The 21,290-nt window shown below is 50.3% G+C and carries 21 protein-coding genes and 1 other annotated feature; of the genes, 5 read left to right on the top strand and 16 right to left on the bottom strand.

All coding sequences use genetic code 11. From position 1 onward, the window contains the following. Window position 1: 1 nt before the first annotated feature. From LIZ87_RS00335 to LIZ87_RS00325, 3 genes are all read right to left on the bottom strand, one after another. Window positions 2-1,015 carry a TRAP transporter substrate-binding protein gene (locus LIZ87_RS00335; protein ID WP_227144912.1) on the bottom strand — a complete coding sequence of 338 codons (1,014 nt, stop codon included), beginning with the start codon at window positions 1,013-1,015 and terminating at the stop codon, window positions 2-4. Between the two features lie 314 nt (window positions 1,016-1,329). Continuing rightward, window positions 1,330-2,145, bottom strand: a complete 816-nt coding sequence (locus tag LIZ87_RS00330; RefSeq protein ID WP_178314210.1) for a response regulator transcription factor — start codon at window positions 2,143-2,145, stop codon at window positions 1,330-1,332. A gap of 174 nt (window positions 2,146-2,319) precedes the next feature. After that, window positions 2,320-3,756, bottom strand: coding sequence for a sensor histidine kinase (locus tag LIZ87_RS00325; protein WP_227144716.1), 1,437 nt, complete (start codon window positions 3,754-3,756; stop codon window positions 2,320-2,322). A gap of 188 nt (window positions 3,757-3,944) precedes the next feature. Here LIZ87_RS00325 and LIZ87_RS00320 point away from each other — a divergent pair, with 188 nt between their 5' ends. Beyond that, the gene (locus LIZ87_RS00320; protein WP_178314215.1) at window positions 3,945-4,166 is read left to right on the top strand and encodes a hypothetical protein; all 222 of its coding nucleotides are present in this window, start codon (window positions 3,945-3,947) and stop codon (window positions 4,164-4,166) included. Here LIZ87_RS00320 and LIZ87_RS00315 read toward each other — a convergent pair. From LIZ87_RS00315 to kduI, 3 genes are all read right to left on the bottom strand, one after another. Continuing rightward, a complete protein-coding gene (locus LIZ87_RS00315) occupies window positions 4,159-4,866 on the bottom strand; it encodes a GntR family transcriptional regulator (RefSeq protein ID WP_178314217.1) in 708 nt (235 codons plus the stop codon). The genes LIZ87_RS00320 and LIZ87_RS00315 overlap by 8 nt on opposite strands. A gap of 98 nt (window positions 4,867-4,964) precedes the next feature. Next, the gene (locus LIZ87_RS00310; RefSeq protein ID WP_319638561.1) at window positions 4,965-5,771 is read right to left on the bottom strand and encodes a gluconate 5-dehydrogenase; all 807 of its coding nucleotides are present in this window, start codon (window positions 5,769-5,771) and stop codon (window positions 4,965-4,967) included. A 52-nt stretch (window positions 5,772-5,823) separates the two neighbouring features. Then, window positions 5,824-6,666 (bottom strand): 5-dehydro-4-deoxy-D-glucuronate isomerase, encoded by an 843-nt coding sequence (kduI, locus tag LIZ87_RS00305; RefSeq protein ID WP_178314502.1) that lies wholly within the window; start codon window positions 6,664-6,666, stop codon window positions 5,824-5,826. Between the two features lie 285 nt (window positions 6,667-6,951). Here kduI and LIZ87_RS00300 point away from each other — a divergent pair, with 285 nt between their 5' ends. Then, on the top strand, window positions 6,952-7,839 hold the full coding sequence (locus LIZ87_RS00300; protein ID WP_227144714.1) for a helix-turn-helix transcriptional regulator: 888 nt from the start codon (window positions 6,952-6,954) through the stop codon (window positions 7,837-7,839). Window positions 7,840-7,996: 157 nt separating this feature from the next. Continuing rightward, a complete protein-coding gene (locus LIZ87_RS00295) occupies window positions 7,997-8,947 on the top strand; it encodes a radical SAM protein (protein ID WP_227144712.1) in 951 nt (316 codons plus the stop codon). A 64-nt stretch (window positions 8,948-9,011) separates the two neighbouring features. Here the strand turns inward: LIZ87_RS00295 and LIZ87_RS00290 are convergent, their stop codons facing one another. Further along, the gene (locus LIZ87_RS00290; RefSeq protein WP_178313279.1) at window positions 9,012-9,701 is read right to left on the bottom strand and encodes an aspartate/glutamate racemase family protein; all 690 of its coding nucleotides are present in this window, start codon (window positions 9,699-9,701) and stop codon (window positions 9,012-9,014) included. A gap of 838 nt (window positions 9,702-10,539) precedes the next feature. After that, window positions 10,540-11,898, bottom strand: a complete 1,359-nt coding sequence (locus LIZ87_RS00285; RefSeq protein ID WP_227144710.1) for an MATE family efflux transporter — start codon at window positions 11,896-11,898, stop codon at window positions 10,540-10,542. Window positions 11,899-12,051: 153 nt separating this feature from the next. On the opposite strand from LIZ87_RS00285, the gene LIZ87_RS00280 reads away from it, so the two are divergent. Then, window positions 12,052-12,615 carry a manganese efflux pump MntP gene (locus LIZ87_RS00280; protein ID WP_178313180.1) on the top strand — a complete coding sequence of 188 codons (564 nt, stop codon included), beginning with the start codon at window positions 12,052-12,054 and terminating at the stop codon, window positions 12,613-12,615. Between the two features lie 118 nt (window positions 12,616-12,733). On the opposite strand, the gene LIZ87_RS00275 is transcribed toward LIZ87_RS00280, so the two are convergent. From LIZ87_RS00275 to LIZ87_RS00265, 4 genes are all read right to left on the bottom strand, one after another. After that, a complete protein-coding gene (locus tag LIZ87_RS00275; protein WP_178313179.1) occupies window positions 12,734-13,477 on the bottom strand; it encodes a hypothetical protein in 744 nt (247 codons plus the stop codon). A gap of 61 nt (window positions 13,478-13,538) precedes the next feature. Beyond that, window positions 13,539-14,765 (bottom strand): tyrosine--tRNA ligase, encoded by a 1,227-nt coding sequence (gene tyrS, locus LIZ87_RS00270; RefSeq protein ID WP_178313178.1) that lies wholly within the window; start codon window positions 14,763-14,765, stop codon window positions 13,539-13,541. A gap of 115 nt (window positions 14,766-14,880) precedes the next feature. Beyond that, window positions 14,881-15,009: a hypothetical protein gene (locus tag LIZ87_RS22310; RefSeq protein ID WP_264467831.1), complete on the bottom strand. Its 129-nt coding sequence runs from the start codon at window positions 15,007-15,009 to the stop codon at window positions 14,881-14,883. A gap of 49 nt (window positions 15,010-15,058) precedes the next feature. Then, window positions 15,059-15,326 (bottom strand) — a binding site (T-box leader). A 143-nt stretch (window positions 15,327-15,469) separates the two neighbouring features. After that, window positions 15,470-16,363, bottom strand: a complete 894-nt coding sequence (locus LIZ87_RS00265) for a DMT family transporter (RefSeq protein ID WP_178313182.1) — start codon at window positions 16,361-16,363, stop codon at window positions 15,470-15,472. A gap of 518 nt (window positions 16,364-16,881) precedes the next feature. Here LIZ87_RS00265 and LIZ87_RS00260 point away from each other — a divergent pair. Further along, on the top strand, window positions 16,882-17,913 hold the full coding sequence (locus tag LIZ87_RS00260; protein ID WP_178314588.1) for a 3-deoxy-7-phosphoheptulonate synthase: 1,032 nt from the start codon (window positions 16,882-16,884) through the stop codon (window positions 17,911-17,913). A 97-nt stretch (window positions 17,914-18,010) separates the two neighbouring features. Here LIZ87_RS00260 and LIZ87_RS00255 read toward each other — a convergent pair whose 3' ends face one another. The 4 genes from LIZ87_RS00255 to hisH form a co-directional block, all read right to left on the bottom strand. Next, on the bottom strand, window positions 18,011-18,853 hold the full coding sequence (locus tag LIZ87_RS00255) for an undecaprenyl-diphosphate phosphatase (RefSeq protein WP_227144706.1): 843 nt from the start codon (window positions 18,851-18,853) through the stop codon (window positions 18,011-18,013). Window positions 18,854-18,965: 112 nt separating this feature from the next. After that, a complete protein-coding gene (locus LIZ87_RS00250) occupies window positions 18,966-19,640 on the bottom strand; it encodes a uracil-DNA glycosylase (RefSeq protein ID WP_178316576.1) in 675 nt (224 codons plus the stop codon). A 151-nt stretch (window positions 19,641-19,791) separates the two neighbouring features. Further along, entirely contained in the window at window positions 19,792-20,553 is a 762-nt protein-coding gene (gene hisF, locus LIZ87_RS00245) for an imidazole glycerol phosphate synthase subunit HisF (protein ID WP_178316575.1), read from the bottom strand. 75 nt (window positions 20,554-20,628) lie between these two features. Further along, window positions 20,629-21,234 (bottom strand): imidazole glycerol phosphate synthase subunit HisH, encoded by a 606-nt coding sequence (gene hisH, locus LIZ87_RS00240; RefSeq protein ID WP_227144704.1) that lies wholly within the window; start codon window positions 21,232-21,234, stop codon window positions 20,629-20,631. Window positions 21,235-21,290 lie beyond the last annotated feature (56 nt).

Here is a 21,290-nt window from a genome sequence, read left to right as displayed (position 1 = left end):
ATTACTGTCCTCCCTTCGCCTTTTCATTGGCTTCCTGGATATGGCTGTAAAGCTCTACGATCTTCGGATTGTCCTGCTGCATCTTCTCATGAAGAGGAAGCACCTTTTCCTTAAATGCATCTACATCCACATCGATGAATTCCACGCCCATATCACCCATGGCAATGTTCTTTGCCTCCTCAATGCTCTTATCCCACTCTTCAAGCTCCACCTCTGTGGAGAGGGCTGCCGCCTCCTTGAAGATCTGATATTCCTCAGGGCTTAAGTTGTTTAAGAATTTCAGGTTGGCAACCAGCATATCCGGCACCATCTGGTGCTTGTTGTAGGAGTAATACTTGGCCACCTCGCCGTGCTTATTGTTGGTGAGGGCCAGCTCATTGTTCTCAGCACCGTCGATCACGCCCTGCTGGATGGCTGTGTACACCTCGCCAAAGCCCATGGGAGCTGCCGCTGCGCCAAAGGCATTTACCATGGCAACGCTGGCAGGGCTCTGCTGTACACGGATCTTCATGCCCTTTAAGTCATCCGGTGTGTTGATCGGCTTTTTGCCATAGAAATTTCTGGTACCTGCATTGTACCAGGTCACAACGCGGAAGCCTGCCTCATCTGTGGACTCATAAACCCTCTCCATATAGTCCGTATCCTGCATCACAGACTTGTACACATCCTCGGAGTCAAACAGGTATGGCATGCTGAATATCTCATACACCCCTGCAAAGGTCTCCAGGTTTGCCGTACCTGCCACCACGAAATCAATGGCCCCTGTCTGTGTCAGCTCAATGGCCTTTTGGGCGGAGCCCAGGATCTCATTGGGGAAGATCTGCACCTCGTACTTGTCCCCCAGACGCTCCTCTACATACTCCTTAAATGCCAGAAGGCCCAGATGCTCCGGGTGGGTCTCCGACTGGGCATGGGAGATGCGGATGATCCTTCTCCCTGAGGTCACAGAGCCGCAGCCAGCCAGTCCCGCTGTCACGGCAGCTGCCAGGATACAGGCAGCCAGTTTCTTCATCATTTTCCTCACGTTTTTCCTTCCTTTCCCTTATAACCGCTTTTATTTAAAATCCCTTACACTATTCTGGACGAAAACAGCCTCTCCCATGCCTTTGTTCCTGCATTCTGCCCTCTTTCACGTCAAAAAAAGCACCGGCAGCCATAAAATCAAGCCTGTGTTCAGGAATTTTAGCGTCCTCTTAACACTTTCTTCATTATATAGCCCGGTGCTCTTATTTTGTACCGTAAAACTTTGTCATTGGGGAAGAAGATTTTGACATCTTTTGTAAATTCTTTGTGTCATTTGTGGAAATGTACAAAAATCATCTTTATTTTTTATGCATTATTCCTATCCCTGTACTCCGAGGGGATCATTCCTGTTAGGCGTTTAAACACCTTTGCAAAATAGTTGGAATCATTGTAGCCTACCTGCAGGCTTACATCCTTCACACTGATATTTTTATCCTGCAACAGACGCTTTGCCTCATTGATCCGGAATCTGGTAAGGTAGGTGGTAAAATTCTGGTCAAAGCACTGCTTGAACAGCTTGCAGAAATAGGCATCAGAATAATTCATCATTTTGGCTGCATCCTGCATGGAGATCTCCTTCATATAATTGCTGCGGATGTACTCCCGTATGGCCTCCGCCACCTGGTTCATGCGTCCCCCTCCTGCTTCTTCCAGGTCCCCGTCTTCCACAGGCTGCCAGGAGGCCTCACTCCGTTGCTCCCTTAGGGCTGTCCGGCTCTCCTCCTCCCACTCCCTTTCCCTCATCCTCCTGTCTGTCAGCCGCATGGCCTCCTCCATGACAGCCACCAATTCCTCCTGCTCACAGGGCTTTAACAGGTAGTCCAGAGCACGGATGACGATCGCCCGCTTTGCATAGCTGAACTCGTCATAGGCAGTGAGAAACACGATAATGCAGTCCTCATCCATTTTCCTGATATGCTCTGCCGCCTCTACCCCGTTCATTTCCGGCATGGCGATATCCATTATGATGATCTGGCTCTTTTCCCGCTTGAATACCTCCAGGGCCTCCGCCCCATTGATGGCCTCACTGATCACAAGCATATCTCCAAACTGCTTTTTCAGCCTTCTTGCAAGAGCCATTCTCTCGATCTGCTCATCATCTGCAAGCAACACACGATACAAACCCATTCCCTCCTCTATACGCTTGTAACTACTCAGCCTATGGCTGTGTAGTTACGGAATCCGGCTCATTTTAAGTCCGCCTGCGGCGAAGGAGCCGGATTTTTCTCGTCCGCAGCTCGTTCTTACGGTCTTTGCAGTAAATGCAAAGACCTGCGCTGAGTAGTTACATATGCTTCATTCAACCCGCTCCCCTGCCGTAAATGACAGCACCACTGACGTACCGCAGCCCTCCCGGCTGTAGAGGAGCATTTCCCCATCCTGATACATCCCGTGTATCCTCCGGTAGATATTGCTGATCCCGATCCCGGTCTTCTTATCGTCCTCTCTCTCTAAGGCCTTCCCGATCTCTCTTAGGCGCTCCTCACTGATACCAGTGCCCGTATCGGAGACCCACAGCTTAAGCTTCGTCCCCTCCATCCTGGAGCGGATATGGATCCTCCCTCCCCGGCTCTTGGAGGAAAGGCCGTGCTTGATCGCATTTTCCACAAGAGGCTGGAGGGCAAAGGAAGGCACCAGGACCTCCAGAGTATCCGGGGCACAATCAATGGAATAACGGATGCGTGCTCCAAACCGCATCTTCTGCAGATACATATAGTCCTGGACAATATTCAGTTCCCTGTCAAGGGGCATAACAGAATCCGAAGATTTCAGGTTGTAGCGGAACAGACGGCTCAGGGCTGTGATCATCTTTTCCGTGGAAGCGGCATCCTCGATCTGCGCCGTGCTGGCGATCATATTTAAAGTGTTGAAAAGAAAATGGGGATTGATCTGGTTCTTTAGCATCTGGAGGCGCACCTCATTCAGCTTCTGCTCCATGGCATGAGTCTTCTTCAAGGCCTCAATATATCCCCTGGTGGAAGCCTTCATCGTACAAAATGCACGTACCAGCTGGGCGATCTCATCCTCTCCCCGGGCGCAGGTATCCGGTCCTGAAAAATCATTCTCTGCAATGCGCCTGGAATCCTCTGCCAGATCCAGCACAGGCTGGACAATGTAGCGGCCCACCGAGCATCTTAAGCCTTTCATGAACAGCAGGGAAACCGCTCCCAGCAGGATCGTCAGACTGGGAACCACTACCAGCCAGTACTTGTGGCTTTCGTAGGCACTATTTCCCATTTCTACCGTCATCTGCTCCAGCTGTCCTGCCCTGGTATTCAGATAGCCCTGTATCCGGTACACCAGATAGAGCTGGTCCAAATATCCTGCTTCCCCCTCTTTCATTTCCAGAAAGCCATCCCGTTCACGCTCATAATTCTCATACATATTGCGAAGAGACCAGGTCCTTGCATACCGGTTTGCCCCGGTCTTCTGATAATCAAAGGGAAGCTCCTTCAAACGGCGCTTAGAGCCCAGACAGGCGTTCTGAAGCCTCCGGTAATTCTCCTCCGTCTCATCCTCCACATAGCACCGGAAGGCAAGACTCTCCTCATCCATTGCAGACCAAAAGGCAAGGCTCTGGGAATTACTTTTTAAAATGGAACTGAAGCTCTTCATGCCGTAGCCAGCCACCATCACATTGGCAGCAATGGACAAAATTACGATCACTGCCGCCCAAGTGGAAATGCTTTTCACCTTCCGTTCCAGCGGCATTGACATCCACGTTCTTCCCATATATTTCCTCCCGACACTCCTCATACCTTTATTTTATAATAGTTCTCCGGATTTGAAAAGGCTTCCGCTTGAGTTTTGCATTTTGAAACCTGCCTTTTTTTTCCAATTTCACATATTGAATATCTCCGCAATTGCGAATATACTATAGGTAATTGAGTGTATATTTTTATGAAAGGAAGGCACGAAATATGGTACATTTAACAGATGACAAGATAAAGGAGCTTCTGGAAGATGAGGACGTGGTAAAGCGGATCTCAGACTTTGTATCCATGGGAGAAGCCGCATTTTTTGAGGAGGTCCGCTTGGGCCTCTCCCAGGAGGAGCTGGAGGAATATCTGGAGGAAAATCCGGACGAGAGGAAATACCTCGATGAAACAAAAAAGCCCGGAAGCGGGCAGCCTGTCAAATGACAAACCGCCCCTCTTCCGGTTCTTCCTCAAAATAATCCTTATAATCCACCTCAATGGAGTGGCGCATACGCTTCATGCTGTAGTAAAGGTGGTCCTTCAGGACTGCCTCCAGCTCTTTTTCATTTTTCTCCTCGATCAGTCCAAAGAGCCTTTCGTGCTCGCTGATGATGCGCATGAAATCTGTCTCCGTGATGAAGTCCAGCATACGGAACCTGGTATAATGGAGCTGCTGGGCCTGAAGCATATCCCACAGCTTCTGCCGCCTTACTGCTGTAAACCAGATGGAATGCATCTTCGCATCCAGGCGGTAGAACTGCTCCGGCACAAAGCCGGGTTCCTTAATGACTGCCCTCTGCTGGGCAATGGCGTGACGGATATCCTCGATCACCATAGGTGTCTGAACCTGGAGAAAATCCCGCAGGACCATGGTCTCCACCGCCACCCTCATGTAGATCATCTGCTTAATATTGTCAAGACTCAAGAGCGTCACATAGGTTCCCCTGTAGGGAATGGTCTCCACAAAGCCCTGCTCCTGCAGAAGCCTTAACGCATCTCTCACCGGCGTCCTGGACACTCCAAAACGCTCACAGATGTCATTCTCGCTGATCAATTTTCCTGGCTCCAGCTTCAGATCCAAAATCTCCCTTTTCAAGGTTTCAAATACAAGCTCGCCGCGGTTTTTAAAATTTGTCTCTTCCATCCTATGACCCCCGTTTGAAGCTGATAACAGCGGATGAAAAGCAGGATCCGGCGGCCAAGGCAGCCGCCGGATAAGTGAAACCAGGTAAATAATTGGTATTACTTAGGCTGCTTTCCGATATAAGCAAGGATACCGCCGTCTACGTAGAGTACCAGTCCATTTACAAAGTTGGAAGCATCGGAAGCCAGGAATACGGCTGGTCCGCCTAAGTCCTCTGCCTCACCCCAACGGCCTGCAGGAGTCTTGCTCACGATAAACTGGTCAAATGGATGACGGGAGCCGTCTGGCTGGATCTCACGCAGAGGTGCTGTCTGTGGAGTTGCAATATAGCCAGGTCCAATGCCGTTGCACTGGATGTTGTACTCGCCGTACTCAGAAGCAATGTTCTTTGTCAGCATCTTAAGGCCGCCCTTTGCTGCTGCATAAGCAGATACGGTCTCACGGCCCAGCTCACTCATCATGGAGCAGATATTGATGATCTTGCCATGGCCCTTCTTGATCATGCTGGGGATCACTGCCTTTGATACGATGAATGGTGCGTTTAAGTCCACATCGATCACCTGTCTGAACTCAGCAGCTGTCATGTCGCACATTGGGATCCTCTTGATGATGCCGGCATTGTTTACCAGGATGTCGATCACGCCGACTTCCTTCTCGATCTTAGCAACCAGCTCGTTCACAGCGTCCTCGTTGGTAACATCGCATACATAGCCGTGAGCCTCAATGCCCTCTTCCTTGTATGCTGCTACTCCCTTGTCCACCAGCTCCTGCTTGATGTCATTGAAAACGATGGTTGCGCCGGCTCCTGCCATGGCCTTTGCGATCGCAAAGCCGATGCCGTAGGAAGCGCCTGTGATCAGGGCAACCTTGCCCTCCAATGAAAAGTTCTGTAAATAGTCTGCCATTTCTTTATCCTCCATTTCTTTATTATAGCTCATTTTTCTTATTTGGGAACCATTATTTCATCTCATTTGGCATCATGGTGTCCATGTCGTCAAACTCCATGTTCTCTCCGCCCATAGCCCAGATAAAGGTATAGTTGGAGGTGCCCACTCCGCTGTGGATACTCCAGGATGGGCTGATCACAGCCTCCTCATTCTTCATTACAATGTGCCTTGTCTCTGTGGGCTCGCCCATCATGTGGAATACCACATTATCCCCAGGAACCTCAAAGTACATGTACACCTCCATGCGGCGCTCATGTGTGTGGGACGGCATGGTGTTCCATACGCTGCCCGGCTCTAAGTAGGTCATGCCCATGGACAGCTGGCAGGTCTTTAACACATCCGGATGGATGAACTGGTTGATGGTGCGCTTATTGGCAGTCTCTGCTGCGCCGCAGGGCCTCTTAGCAGCCTTATCGATGGGGATAAAGGTGGTGGTGTAGGAGGTGTGGGCCGGTGCGCTTACCATATAAAACTTTGCCGGCTTCTCCGGATCCTCGCTTGCAAATAATACTTCCTTTGTGCCCTTTGTGATGTAGAGGCAGTCCTTGTAGCCCATCTTAAACTCTTCACCGTCAGCTTTGATGGTGCCTGCTCCGCCAATATTGAAAATACCGATCTCTCTGCGCTCCAGGAAATAGTGGGTGCCGAAGTTCTTCCAGCAGTCAATGCCCTTGTCAATGGACACCACCTCTGTGGTAGGCATACATCCCAGAGTTACCATACGGTCTACATGGGAGTACACAGCCACTACCTCATTTGCCACATACAGGTTCTGGATCAGAAACTCATCTCTTAATTCCTCTGTGGTATACCGTTTTACGTCCCTTTGATTTGCAGAATAACGAATATCCATTTTCCAATTCCTCCTTCTCTTTTTTGTTTGTATTCAAACTTTCTAGTTTGTATACAACTTTTTCTATCTGTATACAGACTACCACTTCTATCTCTGATTTACAATGGTGATTGTTCACAAAAATAATAGGATTTTCTAGACATATTCACAAAACGGCAGCGGCGCAAAATGGTAACTATTCAGCCATGCGGGATCTCAAATGCTGTATACATTGCAAAAATTGCTTCTGCATGCTAAGATGGGGATAATGTGAGGGGCAGATATGCCCCGGAAGGGAGATTTCCGGTGAAAAAACGTCTTTCCTCCGATTTTAATACGCGGCAGTATATGAAGCCCGTTGATTTTGAATTATTCTACTACAGCGACACCACGCTGGAATCCGTGGCCTCCCATGACCACGATTACTATGAGCTCTATTTTTTCCTGGAAGGAGATGTGGACTACCACATCCATGACAAGATCTACCATCTGGAATACGGAGACTGCCTCATCATTCCTCCCGGCACCTTCCACTATCCGGTATTTCTCTCCCACGAAAAGGCCTACCGCCGCTTCGTATTCTGGTTCGGCAAGGATTATTACCGGAAACTGCGGTCCTTAGACGAGGCGCTGACCTACAGCTTTGACTATGCCGGCAGCAATCAGGTCTACCGCTTCCACACAGACTCCATTGCCACCCAGGCCCTCCAGGGTAAGCTCATGGAGCTTTTGGAGGAAATGGGCAGCAGCCGCGCCTTCTGCCGCCAGACTGCGGAGCTCATGGCAGCCTCCTTCATGGTATACGTGAACCGCCTGCTCTATGACGCCCTCCATCAGAAACCCATGGTATATGAAAATGTCCTCTACCTCAATATCTGCAATTACATCAACGAGCATCTGGAGGAGGACTTAAGCCTTGACAGCCTTGCTTCCTTTTTCTATGTAAGCAAATACCACATTGCCCACACCTTTAAGGACAATATGGGCATCCCGCTTCACCAATATATATTGAAAAAACGGCTTCACGCCAGCAAAAATGCCATTCTCTCCGACCAGCCTATCAGCCATGTGTATCAGCAATACGGCTTTAAGGACTATACCAGCTTTTTTCGGGCATTTAAAAAGGAATACGGAACAGCACCAAAGGAATACAGGGAACAGCACCGGCTGCCAGAAGTGCCAAAACACAGCTGACACGCAAGGCTGGCGCCAGAAAGCCTGAGCACCTGTCCTCCCTCTTACCAAAAGCAGCCCGCACAATGCCATACACAGCCGAACATCTGTGCAAGCACGGCTATTTGGCTCATTGCTTCGCGGAAATAATGGCTGCGATCCATAGGAGTACGATATTATGAACCATACCATTTCCACAGACAGCTACCATGCCTGCTCCCTCTGTCCCAGAGGCTGCAGCGCAGACCGCTACAAGGCCACTGGCTTTTGCGGCTGCGGTCCTGTCCTGAAGGCAGCCAGGGCCGCTCTCCATTTCTGGGAGGAGCCCGTCCTGAGCGGCCCCGAATATGAGCCCGGAGGCAGCGGCACTGTCTTTTTCTCCGGCTGTACCCTTCGCTGTGCCTTCTGCCAGAACTTTGAGCTGAGCGAGGAAGGACACGGAAAGGAAATTTCTTCCGGTCAGCTGGCAGATATCTTTCTGCGCTTAGAAGCCCAGGGTGCCCACAACATCAATCTGGTGACGGCCACCCACTATCTTCCCTCCATCCTTCCTGCTCTGGATCAGGTGCGCCACAGACTCACCATTCCCATTGTCTATAACTGCGGCGGCTATGAGCGTGTTTCCACCGTCATGGCCTTAAAGGACTATGTGGACATCTGGCTTCCTGATTTCAAGTACTTTGATAACCAACTGGCCCTCCGGTATTCCAGGGCAGGCGATTACTTTGAGACAGCAGCTGCCGCCATCTCTCAGATGATCGGGCAGACCGGCGCTCCTGTGTTTGAGACAGTGGCACCGGACAGCGGCTCTCCATACCGGCTCATGAAAAAGGGCGTTATCATCCGCCATCTGGTCCTTCCGAGCCACAAGGATGACTCCATAAGGCTCCTTCACTGGATAAAGGAGCATTTTCCAGAGGGCCAGTACCTCTTAAGCCTCCTAAGCCAATACACGCCCTGCTTTCACAGCAGCCAATACCCTGAGCTGAACCGGCGCATCACCACCTATGAATACAATCAGGTGGTGGACGCCGCCATCTCCCTGGGACTGACCCAGGGCTTTATGCAGGAGAAGAGCAGTGCCAAGGAGGAGTATACGCCTCCCTTTAACCTGGAGGGCCTGGAATGACACGATCATTGTCCGGCAGCACCGGCTGTAAGGCATCATCCATGCCTCCGGCCTTCTACCAGGATCATTTAAGGGATGCCAATGCTGCCCTCGTTCCGTGGATCACTGTCGTATCAAATACAGGAAGCGGCGAATCCTCCTGACGGATCAGCAGCCCGATCTCTGTACAGCCTAAGATCACGCCCTCTGCTCCTCTTTCCTTCAGCTGCCCGATGATCCGCTTGTATTCATTTCTTGAATCCGGGGAAATGATACCGCAGCACAATTCATCGTAGATCACGTGATTCACGATCTCAACCTCTTCCTTGTCCGGGATCAGGACAGAGATCCCCTTTGCGGTCAGCCTGTCCTTATAAAAATCCTGGGTCATGGTATACTTTGTCCCAAGAAGGGCCACGGTCTTCACGTCAGCCCCCAGCAAGGCATCTGCTGTGGCATCTGCGATGTGAAGGACCGGGATATGGATCTTCTCCTGGATCTGCGGTGCGACCTTATGCATGGTGTTGGTGCAGATCACAATAAAATCAGCTCCTGCATTCTGCAGGTTCACAGCAGCCGCGCCAAGCACTTCTGCGCTTTTGTCCCACTCACCGTCTGCCTGGTACTTTTCTATCTCCGCAAAATCCACACTGTACAACAGTATCTTTCCGGAATGAAGCCCTCCCAGCTTCTGTTTGATGGTCTCATTGATGATCTGATAATAGGTCACCGTACTCTCCCAGCTCATGCCTCCGATCAGGCCAATCGTTTTCATGTTATCTACCTCCGTTTTTGATTTCTGTCTCCATTATAGCATGCCCTCCCTCCATCCTTCCACTAAAAACAGCACAAAAAAAGAAGTCCGCTTGCGAACTTCTCTGCCTGCGGCGGCTGCTTTAGCAACATAATTCCTATCCGCCTTAAGGCCAACACAACAAATCAAATTGAAGACGGATATCGAATCTTTGACTAACCACGTTCTCGATTACGATATCCGTCTTCCTGCTATCTCGTCCATTGGACTTACCTCTCTTTTCTGAAGTTTTCCAACATCTATATGAAGTTGTCATCCTCTCTTCCTTCTGCTACTCTGTTCCTATTTCTTACTCACTTACATTTAATCCATTTCTTACTTTACTTTCTTTTTATACTGTCTTGTATCTCGTCTTCGTTCTGATAATACTTTCTCGTCATATTACCAAACCGATCATTTCTATCTCTCTGATACTTCTGTCACAGCCAATGAAAATGCGGTTATCTGTTTGTTTGTAACTCTTCTTTTTTGGAACTTTTCACTTTTGGATGAAAGGTTTTCCTGGTTTCATTTATAATCAGCTTATAAATGAAACAAAATTTAATTTGCTGGCGGTCCGTACCTCCTTTGCTTAGATTTTATACCCTTTGAACTGATTGTCTACAGTTCCTTGTTTGTTTTTCTCTTTTGTTTTGTTGTCTTTATTATAATAAACGAGCCGGATTTTGTCAACACTTTTTTCGCATTTTGGTCTAATTTTTTGTTTGTTTTTCTTCAAGGCTCGTTTATTATAATTGTTTCCATTTTTATACAGTATTTATTGCTTAATTGTATATATTTTTGAAAATTTACTGACATTTTATACTTCTGCTACATTTTCTTTTGGAAAATGGCGGCGCACCTTTCGGAAGGTGACCATATGGGCTGTTGCCGTAATAAACCATGATACCGGATAAGACATGTAAAGGACGGTCAGTGAATGCCGGGCGGCAAACACAGTAACTACCCAGAGGATCCGAAAGCCGCATGCCCCTGTCAGGGATACCAGCATGGGAAGAACGGAATATCCCAGCCCTCTCAAGCTTCCCACCATACAGTCCATAATGCCGCACAGGAAATAGGTGCCGCATATGATCTTAAGCCTCAGCATTCCATAGGAAAGCACCTCAGGATCAGAGGAATAGATCCCCAAAAGAACGCTCTTTCCCATCACAGCCAACAGCCCCAGGCTTAAGCCGACCACAGTCACCACTCCCAGGCACTGGTACATGATCTGATCGATCCTTTTATACTTTCCGCCGCCCAGGTTCTGGCTGGTAAAGCTCAAATTGGTCTGGTACACCGCATTCATGGCCGTATATATGAAGCCCTCAATATTGGAGGAAGCTGTATTGCCGGCCATTGCGATGGAGCCAAAGGAATTGACCGAGGACTGGATCACCACATTGGAGATTGAGAAAACCGCTCCCTGCATGCCGGCCGGAAGGCCGATCTTCACAATGCGCTTCAGCTTTCCCGGAACGATCCTAAGCTGTCTCAGATGAAGCCTTAAGGGCCCCTCAGTCTTCATAAGGGTGCGGAGAACAAGGAAAGCAGACACATGCTCTGACAGCACTGTTGCCCAGCCAACGCCGTCCACGCCCATTCCCATGCCCAGCACAAAGAACAGGTTCAGTATCACATTTACGATGCCGGCTGCAAACAGGAAATAAAGAGGACGTCTTGTATCTCCGATCGCACGCAGGATCGCTGCGCCGAAATTATAGATCATTAGCACCGGCATACCCAGGAAATATATCCTCATGTAAAGTACAGACTGATCCAGCACATCATCCGGCGTTCCCATCATATGCAGAAGGGGCTTTGCCGCCATCAGGCCCACGGCCACCAGGATGAGGCCGCTTAAAATACTTGTAAGCACTGCTGTATGTACGGTTTCGCTGATATCCTTTTCCTTTCCTGCGCCGTAATATTTGGCTACCAGCACATTGACGCCCACGGACAAGCCTACGAACAGGTTGATCAGAAGGTTAATCAGGGAGGACGTGGAGCCCACTGCCGCCAGGGCACCGCTCCCTGCAAATCTTCCCACCACGATGATATCCGCTGCATTGAACAGAAGCTGCAAAATGCCGGACAGCATTAAAGGGACGGAAAACAGCAGGATCTTCCCTAAAAGCGGCCCATGGCACATATCAATTTCATAGGATTTTTTCATTGTCATTCTCCTCCTCACGTCTACTCAGTTTATCATAGGGCATATATTTTTACAATACGGGAATTTTACTTGACATTTTTCTGGCTGTATCTTAGAATAAGACGGATTTTACATAACAGGCATACAACTATTCAGTTATCAGGGGGATTCGTTATGTCAATTGCAGAGCTGTTTATCATTGCTGTGGGCCTTTCCATGGACGCATTTGCGGTATCGGTCTGTAAAGGTCTTTCCATGCCGGTCATGAACTGGAAGGGAGCGCTGATCGTGGGGCTTTACTTCGGCGGATTTCAGGCAGCTATGCCCCTTCTCGGTTTTTTTCTGGGCACCGGCTTCAGCCAGGCCATTGAACAGTATGACCACTGGGTCGCATTCCTCCTGCTGGCTGTCATCGGAGGAAATATGATAAAGGAAGGCATGGAGGGCGAGGAGGAATGTCCCAGCGCTGCACTGGATGTAAAGACCATGACACTGCTGGCCATTGCCACCAGCATTGACGCTCTGGCCGTGGGCGTCACCTTTGCCTTTCTCCGGGTAGATATCGTGCCTGCTGTCATTTTTATCGGAACTGTTACATTTTTCCTGTCCATGACGGGAGTAAAGGTGGGAAATGCCTTTGGTTCCAAATATAAATCCAAAGCGGAGATCGCAGGCGGCCTGATCCTGGTGCTCATGGGCGTAAAGATATTGCTGGAGCATTTGGGCATCTTATTCTGATGCGATATGGCGGTGCCTCCAAACATAGACAACGGAAAAGCTGTACAGGGACTGCAGCCATTTGGCAGATCCCTGTACAGCTCTTTTCATTTCTTTTCTATTCTTCTATTCTCTTAACCTATCTTCGGATCCCGTTGCCGTCTATCTCATAGCCGTCAATGGTGCAGTTAGTCCTCATCACTCCATTGGAGGGATCAAGATAATACCAGAAGCCCTTATATTCCAGCCAGCCTGTCCTCATATACCCATCCAGGCCAAAGTAATACCAGCAGTCGTTGATCTTTGCCCAGGAAGTCAGATATCCGTCCTGGTAAAAATATTTCCAGCCCTTGGTATCCTTATCCCATTTTCCCAACAGGATATTCCGGTAGGCTGCCATGTCCTCCTCAGGCAGAAGGGTGAAATAAAGGGATTTTCTCGTGTTCTCATAGCAGAACTCAACAACATAGCACCGTTCCAGGTATTCGTAAAAGTTCCCTGTCTCCGTCTCCTTTGCAACGGTCTCAGGCCTTACAACGGGATAATGTGTTCCCTCCTTCAGCCCATGGACCGTACACTCCAGATATTTTTGTGATTCCCCGTTATAGGTGATCAGATAGTAGTTCATGGTTACCTCATCAAGATTGATGTTGTTTGTATCTTTCGTAACGGTGAACGTGTCATATTCCGAAGCACGGTAGCCCATCACGTAGGATGTGTAGCCGTCATAGATGGCCGTCTGGCGATTATTGACATCCATGTGGAGCGTCAGCGGCGTTTCTTCTTTCACGGCAGATGCTTCCGAAAGAAAAGCAGCAGAAACAGCCATTGCTGCAGACAGTGCAAGAACACACAGCCTGCGCACCATGTTATTCCGTCTCATACGTTCTCCTCCTCTCTCTCAATCTCTGCGGCACTCCCAAAGCACTTGTTTTTCAGACTCTCTATTTCACGATCACCTTCATGAAATTCTTCTTTCCCCTCTTTACCACAAGGCCTTCTCCTGCAAACTGCTCCTTTGAGAAGCAGGCTTTGATGTCCTTTACCTGGGTTCCGTCTACGGATACGCCGCCCTGCTCTACATTTCTTCTGGCCTCAGAGCGGGAAGCTGCCAGGCCGGATTTGTGAAGGATGGTCAAAATGTCGATGGAGCCTTCCGTGAAGTCCTCATCATCCAGCTTGCAGGTGGGCATATTGGCTGTACCGGAGCCTGCTGCAAACAGCGCTCTTGCGCCCTCCTGAGCCTTTGCGGCCTCCTCCTCGCCGTGAACCAGCTTGGTGAGCTCGAAGGCAAGGATCTCTTTTGCCTTGTTTAACTGGCTGCCTTCCCACTGGTCCATCTCGTCGATCTGCTCCAGAGGAAGGAAAGTGAGCATGCGCAGGCACTTGAGCACATCAGCATCTCCCACATTTCTCCAATACTGATAGAAGTCAAAGGGTGAGGTCTTCTCCGGGTCAAGCCACACTGCGCCGGACTGGGTCTTGCCCATCTTCTTGCCCTCGGAATTTAAGAGCAGAGTGATAGTCATGGCATGAGCGTCCTTGCCCAATTTCTTGCGGATCAGCTCTGTGCCGCCTAACATATTGCTCCACTGGTCATTGCCGCCGAACTGCATGTTGCAGCCGTAGCGGAGGAATAACTCATAGAAGTCGTAGCTCTGCATGATCATGTAGTTAAACTCTAAGAAGCTTAAGCCCTTCTCCATCCTCTGCTTGTAGCACTCTGCCCTAAGCATGTTGTTGACGGAAAAATGCGGGCCTACGTCACGCAGAAACTCGATATAATTTAATCCCATAAGCCACTCTGCATTGTTCACCATCAATGCTTTTCCGTCGGAAAAATCGATAAAGCGGCTCATCTGCTTCTTGAAGCAGTCACAGTTGTGCTGTATGGTCTCTGTTGTCATCATGCTGCGCATATCGCTGCGGCCTGAGGGATCTCCTACCATACCGGTACCGCCGCCGATCAGGGCGATGGGCTTATTCCCTGCCATCTGAAGGCGTTTCATCAGACAGAGGGCCATAAAGTGGCCTACATGAAGGCTGTCTGCCGTTGGGTCAAAACCAATATAGAAGACGGCTTTTCCTTCGTTGACCATTTTTCTGATCTCTTCTTCATTTGTCACCTGGGCAATGAGGCCTCTGGCAACTAACTCTTCGTAAATCTGCATTGTCATTTCTCCTCTTCTTACGTTTTCTATTTTATCATATTTTTCCTTTCATGCAAGAGCCTGATTCTTACGTTTTCTGACACTGGCGGGATAGAACAAAGCGGGCAAGACCGCCTCAGCTCCCCACTCCCTCGATCCCCAAGGGCTTTGCCTGCTTTGCGCACCGCCGCGCGTACTCTGCTTTATAGAGCACATCTTCCTTCGCGCGGCATGTGCATCTTGCCGGTCGGGCTTTTTGTATCATAAGAGGCTCCAGAGGAGCTTCCTGTGATGCAAAAAAGGCCCCGTCCCTTCAAAAGGACGGAGCCTGCGCTTTCCGTGTTACCACCTAATGTTCACAGGCAGCTCACACTGCCTGCCTCTTCGAGTACATATCATATCCCAATACTCTAGCACGATAACGGGTGCGGGAATCCGCCGCAGCCTACTGGGCCGGATAAAGGGCCGTTTGGTGCGGAGCTCGAAGATGTATTCACGTCCTGCTCTCCATGCGCCTCTCACCACCCGGCAGCTCTCTGTATGGGATTTCAGACCGCTACTTGTTCTTGTCACAGCCAATTCATGAAATTATTCCCATTATAGACAGGCATTCTATATTTGTCAAGCCTTTTTCCTCCTGAGTCCCCGCCGTCTGAACTGTTACCATTTTACGGAGCGCCTGACAGGAGGGCGGACGGCGCGGCTTTGCAGGACATTAGAAGCACTTAGTCAGCTGGTCTTTCCGTGGTTTTCCCTCTCTTTTGCTGGGCAAGGGTCAGAACCATGACTGCGGATAATATCAGGACAAAGCCCAGGAAATCAGCTGTCTCAAAGGCTGTGCCCAGCCACAGTACAGAGAGGATAACTGCCGATATAGGCTCTACACTGGCTAAAATGCTGCCCCTTAAGGGTCCTATCATGCTGACGCCCTGCAGGTAGAGGGCAAAGGCCAATGCCGTCCCCACAACGATCACACCGGTCAGAGCTCCCCAGGTTCCTCCGTCCCACACAAGCTCATAGCTCCAGGGGCGGACAGCCAGGCTCATGGCAACACCGCCAAAGAACATTCCAAAGCCCAGTACCTGATAGATATCATACCGGATGATCAGCCCTCCCGGCAGCATAGTATAGATCACAGAGCTGACTGCTGCCAGAAGGCCCCAAAACAGCGCCTGCCCCGTAATGTGAAATGTATGGATATCCCCATGGGTCCCTAAAACAAAGGTGCCCAGAACAGACAAGCCAATAGCGGCCAGCTCAAGTCCCTTTGGTCTCCTCCTCTCACGGATACATACCACAAACAGGATCATGACAGGTGAAAGATACTGCAGTACCGTAGCCGTCCCTGCATTGGAAGCCTGGATCGCCATGAAATAGGTAAACTGGCAGAAGGTGATCCCGCAGAGGGAAAATGCCAGCAGATGAAGAGCATCCCTCTTCTTTTGAAAGATCTCAAGATTCCGTTTTCCGTGTATACAAAAGCCTGCCGCGATCAGAAGGAGTCCTGCAAAAAAGAGACGCAGGGATACCAGCCAGGGAGCCTGCGCGCCTTTTTGCTGGAATAAAAACTGCCCGCAGCAGCCGGAAAAGCCCCAGCAGGTCCCTCCGATCAGCGCCATGACTGTTCCCAGTCGCATGCGGCACGGCTCTGCGCCTGCTTCCCTTTTCTTCTCTGTCACTGCTCCTGCCATGATCCTCCAACTGCCTCCATTTCTTCCTTTGTGCCCTTTCTATTTATACTTTGTAGCGTTTCTTCTGTCAACCATTTCATGGCCCTTTTCGAGAAATCCCGCCTGAGTTTCCGCGTTTTGTATTGCGGCTGGCAGGGGAAAGGATGGTGCGACTTTGCAGGACATTAGAAGCACTTAGGCAGCTGGTTTTTCCGTTCAGAGCAGCATCAATGATTGTTTGAGCGCAGCGAGTTGCATTGATGCTGCTCTGGCTTTTCGGAAAAATCCGGTGTCTTAGTGCTGCTTATGTCCGAAACCGGAGCATCCGGACTTCTCCCTGACAGCCGTGATACAAAACGCGGAAATCGGGGAAATCTCGGTCTTTACGAATTCTTTTTTCTATATTATAATGATTGATTAGAGCGCAAAGCGCATAGTTAGTTTAGATTTATCGGAGGACTTAAGATATGGGATTCAAATTCAATAAGCTTCTGCCCACACCGGATGAGATCCGTGAGCAGTTTCCTCTTCCGGCCCATTTGGCAGAGTTAAAAGCCCAGAGGGATAAGGAGATCGCAGACATTATCGAGGGGAAAAGTGATAAATTTTTGATCATCATCGGCCCCTGCTCCGCTGACAACGAGGAGGCTGTATGCGATTATACCAGCCGCCTGGTGAAGGTTCAGGAAAAGACAAAGGACAAGCTTCTCATCGTACCAAGAGTTTACACCAACAAGCCCAGGACCACCGGAGAGGGCTATATGGGCATGCTTCATCAGCCCGACCCTGAAAAAAAGCCCGACATGCTGGAGGGCGTTCTCACCATCCGTCACATGCACATGCGTGTGCTGAGGGAGACAGGCTTTTCCACTGCAGACGAGATGCTTTACCAGGATAATGTGGGCTATATGTCTGATATCATGTCCTACATCGCCGTGGGTGCCCGCTCTGTGGAGAACCAGTACCACCGCCTGGTGGCAAGCGGCTGCGATGTCCCTGTGGGCATGAAGAATCCTACCAGCGGCGACCTGACCGTTATGCTCAACTCCGTTGTGGCTGCCCAGCTTCCGCACACCTTCTGCTTCCGGGGCTATGAGGTAGAGTGCCCCGGCAACCCGCTGGCCCACACCATCCTGCGGGGCGCAGTGAACTCCCACGGACAGTGCCTGCCCAATTACCACTATGAGGATCTGCGGCTTCTCTTTGAACTTTACGCAAAGCGCGACTTAAAGAACCCGGCCTGCATCGTGGACACCAACCACTCCAACTCCAACAAGCAGTACAAGGAGCAGGTCCGCATTGCAAAGGACGTGCTCCACAGCCGTTCCCACTCCAATGACATCAAGAACCTGGTAAAGGGCCTGATGATCGAGAGCTACATCGTACCCGGAAACCACAAGATTGGCGAGCACTGCTACGGCCAGTCCATCACAGATCCCTGCCTGGGCTGGGAGGATTCCGAACGGCTGCTGTATGATATTGCAGATCTGCTTGACTGATCTTACACACAGGAACAACCAAACGGCACAAATATAACAGGCGCGGCAAATCAACTGCCGCGCCTGATCTTATTGTCTGTATGTTATCGTCCTATATTCAGCTGGCTAAGGCCGTAATCCCAAAATAAGCCAGCACGATCACTCCCAGGATGATCCTGTAATATCCGAAAAATTTGAAATCGTGCTTGCGCACATACCCCATCAAAAACTGGATGGAGTAGATGGACACACCGAAGGCGATCAGCATTCCCAGGATCGTGTAGAACACCTGAGAGCCTGTGAACATGTTGCCGTCCAGGAAGAATTTTACAATTTTAAGAAAGCTGGCCCCAAACATCACCGGAATCCCTAAAAAGAAGGAAAACTCCGCAGCCGCGCCCCTGGAGCAGCCCAGAACCATTGCTCCCAGAATGGTAGAACCGGAACGGGAGGTGCCGGGGATCAGGGACAAGAGCTGGAACAGCCCGATGTACAGAGCTGTCTTTGCCGATATCTGACCCACCTTATTATATGTTGGGTTGGCGCAGAGGCGGCTGTTCTCCAGCACAATGAACAGAACTCCGTAGAGGATCAGCGTAATAGCTACCACATAAGCATTGTAAAGATGCGCGTCCATCCAGTCATCTAACAGCAGGCCAAAGACCGCTGCCGGGAGGCAGGCTATAATGATCTTGATCCACAGGGCCCAGGTGGCGTCCCTCTGCCTGCCGGATTTGGTGGGGCTGAACGGATTCAGCCGATGAAAATACATGACGACCACTGCCATGATCGCTCCCAGCTGGATCACCACACGGAACATTTCTTTAAATGCATCCGGCTGGTTTAAGCGGATGATCTCATCCACCAGTATCATATGTCCCGTACTGCTGATGGGCAGCCATTCTGTAAATCCCTCAACAATGCCCAGTACAATAATCTTTAATATTTCTACTATGCTCATTGCTTCTCCTTGCTGCACAGTCCTTTCCATGGATCCTAGAGCTTCCCTGTGCCTGTGCCGTACATTTTATGTAATTTCTCAGACAGCTATTCCTTTCTCTGAAGTCTCCTTCTCAGACATTCTCGATCTGCCAGTCAATGGGCTCTATGCCGTGTTCCTTCAAAAATTCATTGGTCCTGCTGAAGGGACGGCTTCCGAAAAAGCCGCGGAATGCAGATAAGGGGCTGGGATGAGGGGCCTCCAGGATCAGATGCTTCGGGTTGTTCAGCATCGCCTTTTTTGACTGTGCCGGCCTTCCCCAAAGGATGAATACCATGGGGCGGTCCTGCTCGTTTAAGATCTTAATGGCAGCATCCGTAAACTGCTCCCAGCCGATGTCCCGGTGGGAATTGGCCTGATGGGCCCTGACTGTGAGCACAGTGTTTAAGAGCATGACTCCCTGATCCGCCCATTTTTTCAGATATCCGTTGTTTGGGATATCGCATCCCAGATCATCGTGGAGCTCCTGATAGATATTCACCAGTGACGGAGGGATCTCCACATCCGGCTTCACAGAAAAACAAAGGCCGTGGGCCTGGCCGTCATTGTGGTAGGGATCCTGACCCAAAATAACCACTTTTACCTGGGCAAGAGGGGTGAATGCAAAGGCATTGAAAATGTCGTTGGGGTCCGGGAAGATCTTCCTGGTCTGGTACTCATGCATCACTGTCTCATAAAGTTTTCTATAATAGGGCTTTTTAAATTCAGCGCTTAATGGCGGAAGCCAGTCATTGGATATTGCAGCCATTTCCTCGATCTCCTTCTCATCTGTGTTGTGTCATCGTCCTTGAACGTTTTCTATTTTAGCATAGGCAGCGGGAGGACACAATGGCTATTTTTGAGCTTCCGTATGTTGTACTGCTGCTGGCGGGAGGATGGCTGGAGCGGCTCCGGCTCTTTTACAGTCTTACGGGAATCCCTCTCCCTGCAAGATATTCCTTCAGGTCTCTGATCTCCAGCTCTTTGTAGTGGAACAGGGAGGCTGCCAAGGCCGCATCCGCTTTTCCTGCCGTCAGCGCATCGTAAAAATGCTCCTTTGTGCCGGCTCCTCCTGAGGCGATCACGGGGATGGATACACGTTCTGCAATGGCGGCCGTCAGCTCATTGTCATATCCGGCCTTTGTGCCGTCACAGTCCATACTGGTGAGGAGGATCTCACCTGCCCCTCTCCTGTCCGCCTCCATAGCCCACTCCACTGCGTCAATGCCTGTGTCCAGCCGTCCACCGTGCTTGTAAATGTTCCAGCCGGAGCCGTCAGGCCTGCGCTTTGCGTCAATGGCCACTACCACGCACTGGCGCCCGAACTTTTCTGCCGCATCGCTTATAAGCTTTGGATTGTCAATGGCTGAAGAATTGATGGATATCTTGTCCGCACCTTCCCTCAAAAGAAGGCGGAAATCCTCCACCGTGCGGATGCCGCCTCCCACGGTAAAGGGGATAAATACGGTCTCCGCCACCTTGCGCACCATATCTACCACAGTCCTGCGGTTATCGGAGGAGGCTGTGATGTCGAGGAACACCAGCTCGTCTGCCCCTGCCTTGTCATAGGCGGCACCGATCTCCACAGGATCTCCTGCATCCCGCAGGTTTACAAAATTGACACCTTTTACAACACGCCCGTTGTTTACATCCAGACATGGAATGATTCGTTTGGTAAACATGCTTTTCTCCTATCTCTTTTTTGTTGATGGTCATGGCCTCTTTCCCGCGGATCCTTAGCCCGGACCGGAAACATCCTACAGGCTGATAAAATTTTTCAGGATCTGAAGGCCCACTGCCCCGCTTTTCTCTGGATGGAACTGGCAGGCAAATACATTTCCCTTTTCCACAGACGCATGGATGTGGGTGCTGTATTCCGTGGAAGCTGCCACAACAGACTCCTCCCCTGCCTTCAGATAATAGGAATGGACGAAATAGACATACGCTCCGTTCTCAATCCCCTGAAACAGGGAGGCGCCCGGCCTTATGTCAAGGGAATTCCAGCCCATATGGGGGATTTTAAGGCCCGGACAGTCGGGAATACGGAGCACCTTTCCGGGAAGAAGGCCGAGTCCCTCCACTCCCGGACTTTCCTCGCTGCTCTCAAATATCAGCTGGAGCCCCAGGCAGATGCCGAGAAAGGGCGTGCCCTGGGCAGCAGTCTCGCGGATCGCCTCCACCAGCCCATACTGGTGCAGCCGTCCCATGGCATCCCCAAAGGCTCCCACGCCCGGCAGTATCACCTTGTCCGCCTCCAGGATCGCCTTCCTGTCCCTGGTGATCACCGGCTGTTCTCCCAGGGAGACAAGGGCTTTTTCAACGCTTCGCAGGTTTCCTGCGTCATAATCAATAATCGCAATCATATGTGCAACCTCTCTGTATGCTGTTTCTATGATTCATATATTTTAGCATGGTAAAG

Origin of the sequence: Lacrimispora sp. 210928-DFI.3.58 (genome assembly GCF_020554865.1) — a bacterium.
Lineage (GTDB): Bacteria > Bacillota > Clostridia > Lachnospirales > Lachnospiraceae > Enterocloster.
This window is presented reverse-complemented; position numbering and strand designations above follow the sequence as displayed.

Bases quoted from the DNA above. Each gene is read 5' to 3' on its own strand.
- LIZ87_RS00265 (WP_178313182.1), bottom strand. From the start codon at position 16,363: ATGGCGCTGATCGGAGGGACCTGCTGGGGCTTTTCCGGCTGCTGCGGG.
- tyrS (WP_178313178.1), bottom strand. From the start codon at position 14,765: ATGCAGATTTACGAAGAGTTAGTTGCCAGAGGCCTCATTGCCCAGGTG.
- LIZ87_RS22310 (WP_264467831.1), bottom strand. From the start codon at position 15,009: ATGATACAAAAAGCCCGACCGGCAAGATGCACATGCCGCGCGAAGGAA.
- LIZ87_RS00290 (WP_178313279.1), bottom strand. From the start codon at position 9,701: ATGAAAACGATTGGCCTGATCGGAGGCATGAGCTGGGAGAGTACGGTG.
- kduI (WP_178314502.1), bottom strand. From the start codon at position 6,666: ATGGATATTCGTTATTCTGCAAATCAAAGGGACGTAAAACGGTATACC.
- LIZ87_RS00275 (WP_178313179.1), bottom strand. From the start codon at position 13,477: ATGAGACGGAATAACATGGTGCGCAGGCTGTGTGTTCTTGCACTGTCT.
- LIZ87_RS00250 (WP_178316576.1), bottom strand. From the start codon at position 19,640: ATGGCTGCAATATCCAATGACTGGCTTCCGCCATTAAGCGCTGAATTT.
- LIZ87_RS00315 (WP_178314217.1), bottom strand. From the start codon at position 4,866: ATGGAAGAGACAAATTTTAAAAACCGCGGCGAGCTTGTATTTGAAACC.
- LIZ87_RS00260 (WP_178314588.1), top strand. From the start codon at position 16,882: ATGGGATTCAAATTCAATAAGCTTCTGCCCACACCGGATGAGATCCGT.
- LIZ87_RS00295 (WP_227144712.1), top strand. From the start codon at position 7,997: ATGAACCATACCATTTCCACAGACAGCTACCATGCCTGCTCCCTCTGT.
- LIZ87_RS00280 (WP_178313180.1), top strand. From the start codon at position 12,052: ATGTCAATTGCAGAGCTGTTTATCATTGCTGTGGGCCTTTCCATGGAC.
- LIZ87_RS00285 (WP_227144710.1), bottom strand. From the start codon at position 11,898: ATGAAAAAATCCTATGAAATTGATATGTGCCATGGGCCGCTTTTAGGG.
- LIZ87_RS00255 (WP_227144706.1), bottom strand. From the start codon at position 18,853: ATGAGCATAGTAGAAATATTAAAGATTATTGTACTGGGCATTGTTGAG.
- LIZ87_RS00335 (WP_227144912.1), bottom strand. From the start codon at position 1,015: ATGATGAAGAAACTGGCTGCCTGTATCCTGGCAGCTGCCGTGACAGCG.
- hisH (WP_227144704.1), bottom strand. From the start codon at position 21,234: ATGATTGCGATTATTGATTATGACGCAGGAAACCTGCGAAGCGTTGAA.
- hisF (WP_178316575.1), bottom strand. From the start codon at position 20,553: ATGTTTACCAAACGAATCATTCCATGTCTGGATGTAAACAACGGGCGT.
- LIZ87_RS00320 (WP_178314215.1), top strand. From the start codon at position 3,945: ATGGTACATTTAACAGATGACAAGATAAAGGAGCTTCTGGAAGATGAG.
- LIZ87_RS00310 (WP_319638561.1), bottom strand. From the start codon at position 5,771: ATGGCAGACTATTTACAGAACTTTTCATTGGAGGGCAAGGTTGCCCTG.
- LIZ87_RS00325 (WP_227144716.1), bottom strand. From the start codon at position 3,756: ATGGGAAGAACGTGGATGTCAATGCCGCTGGAACGGAAGGTGAAAAGC.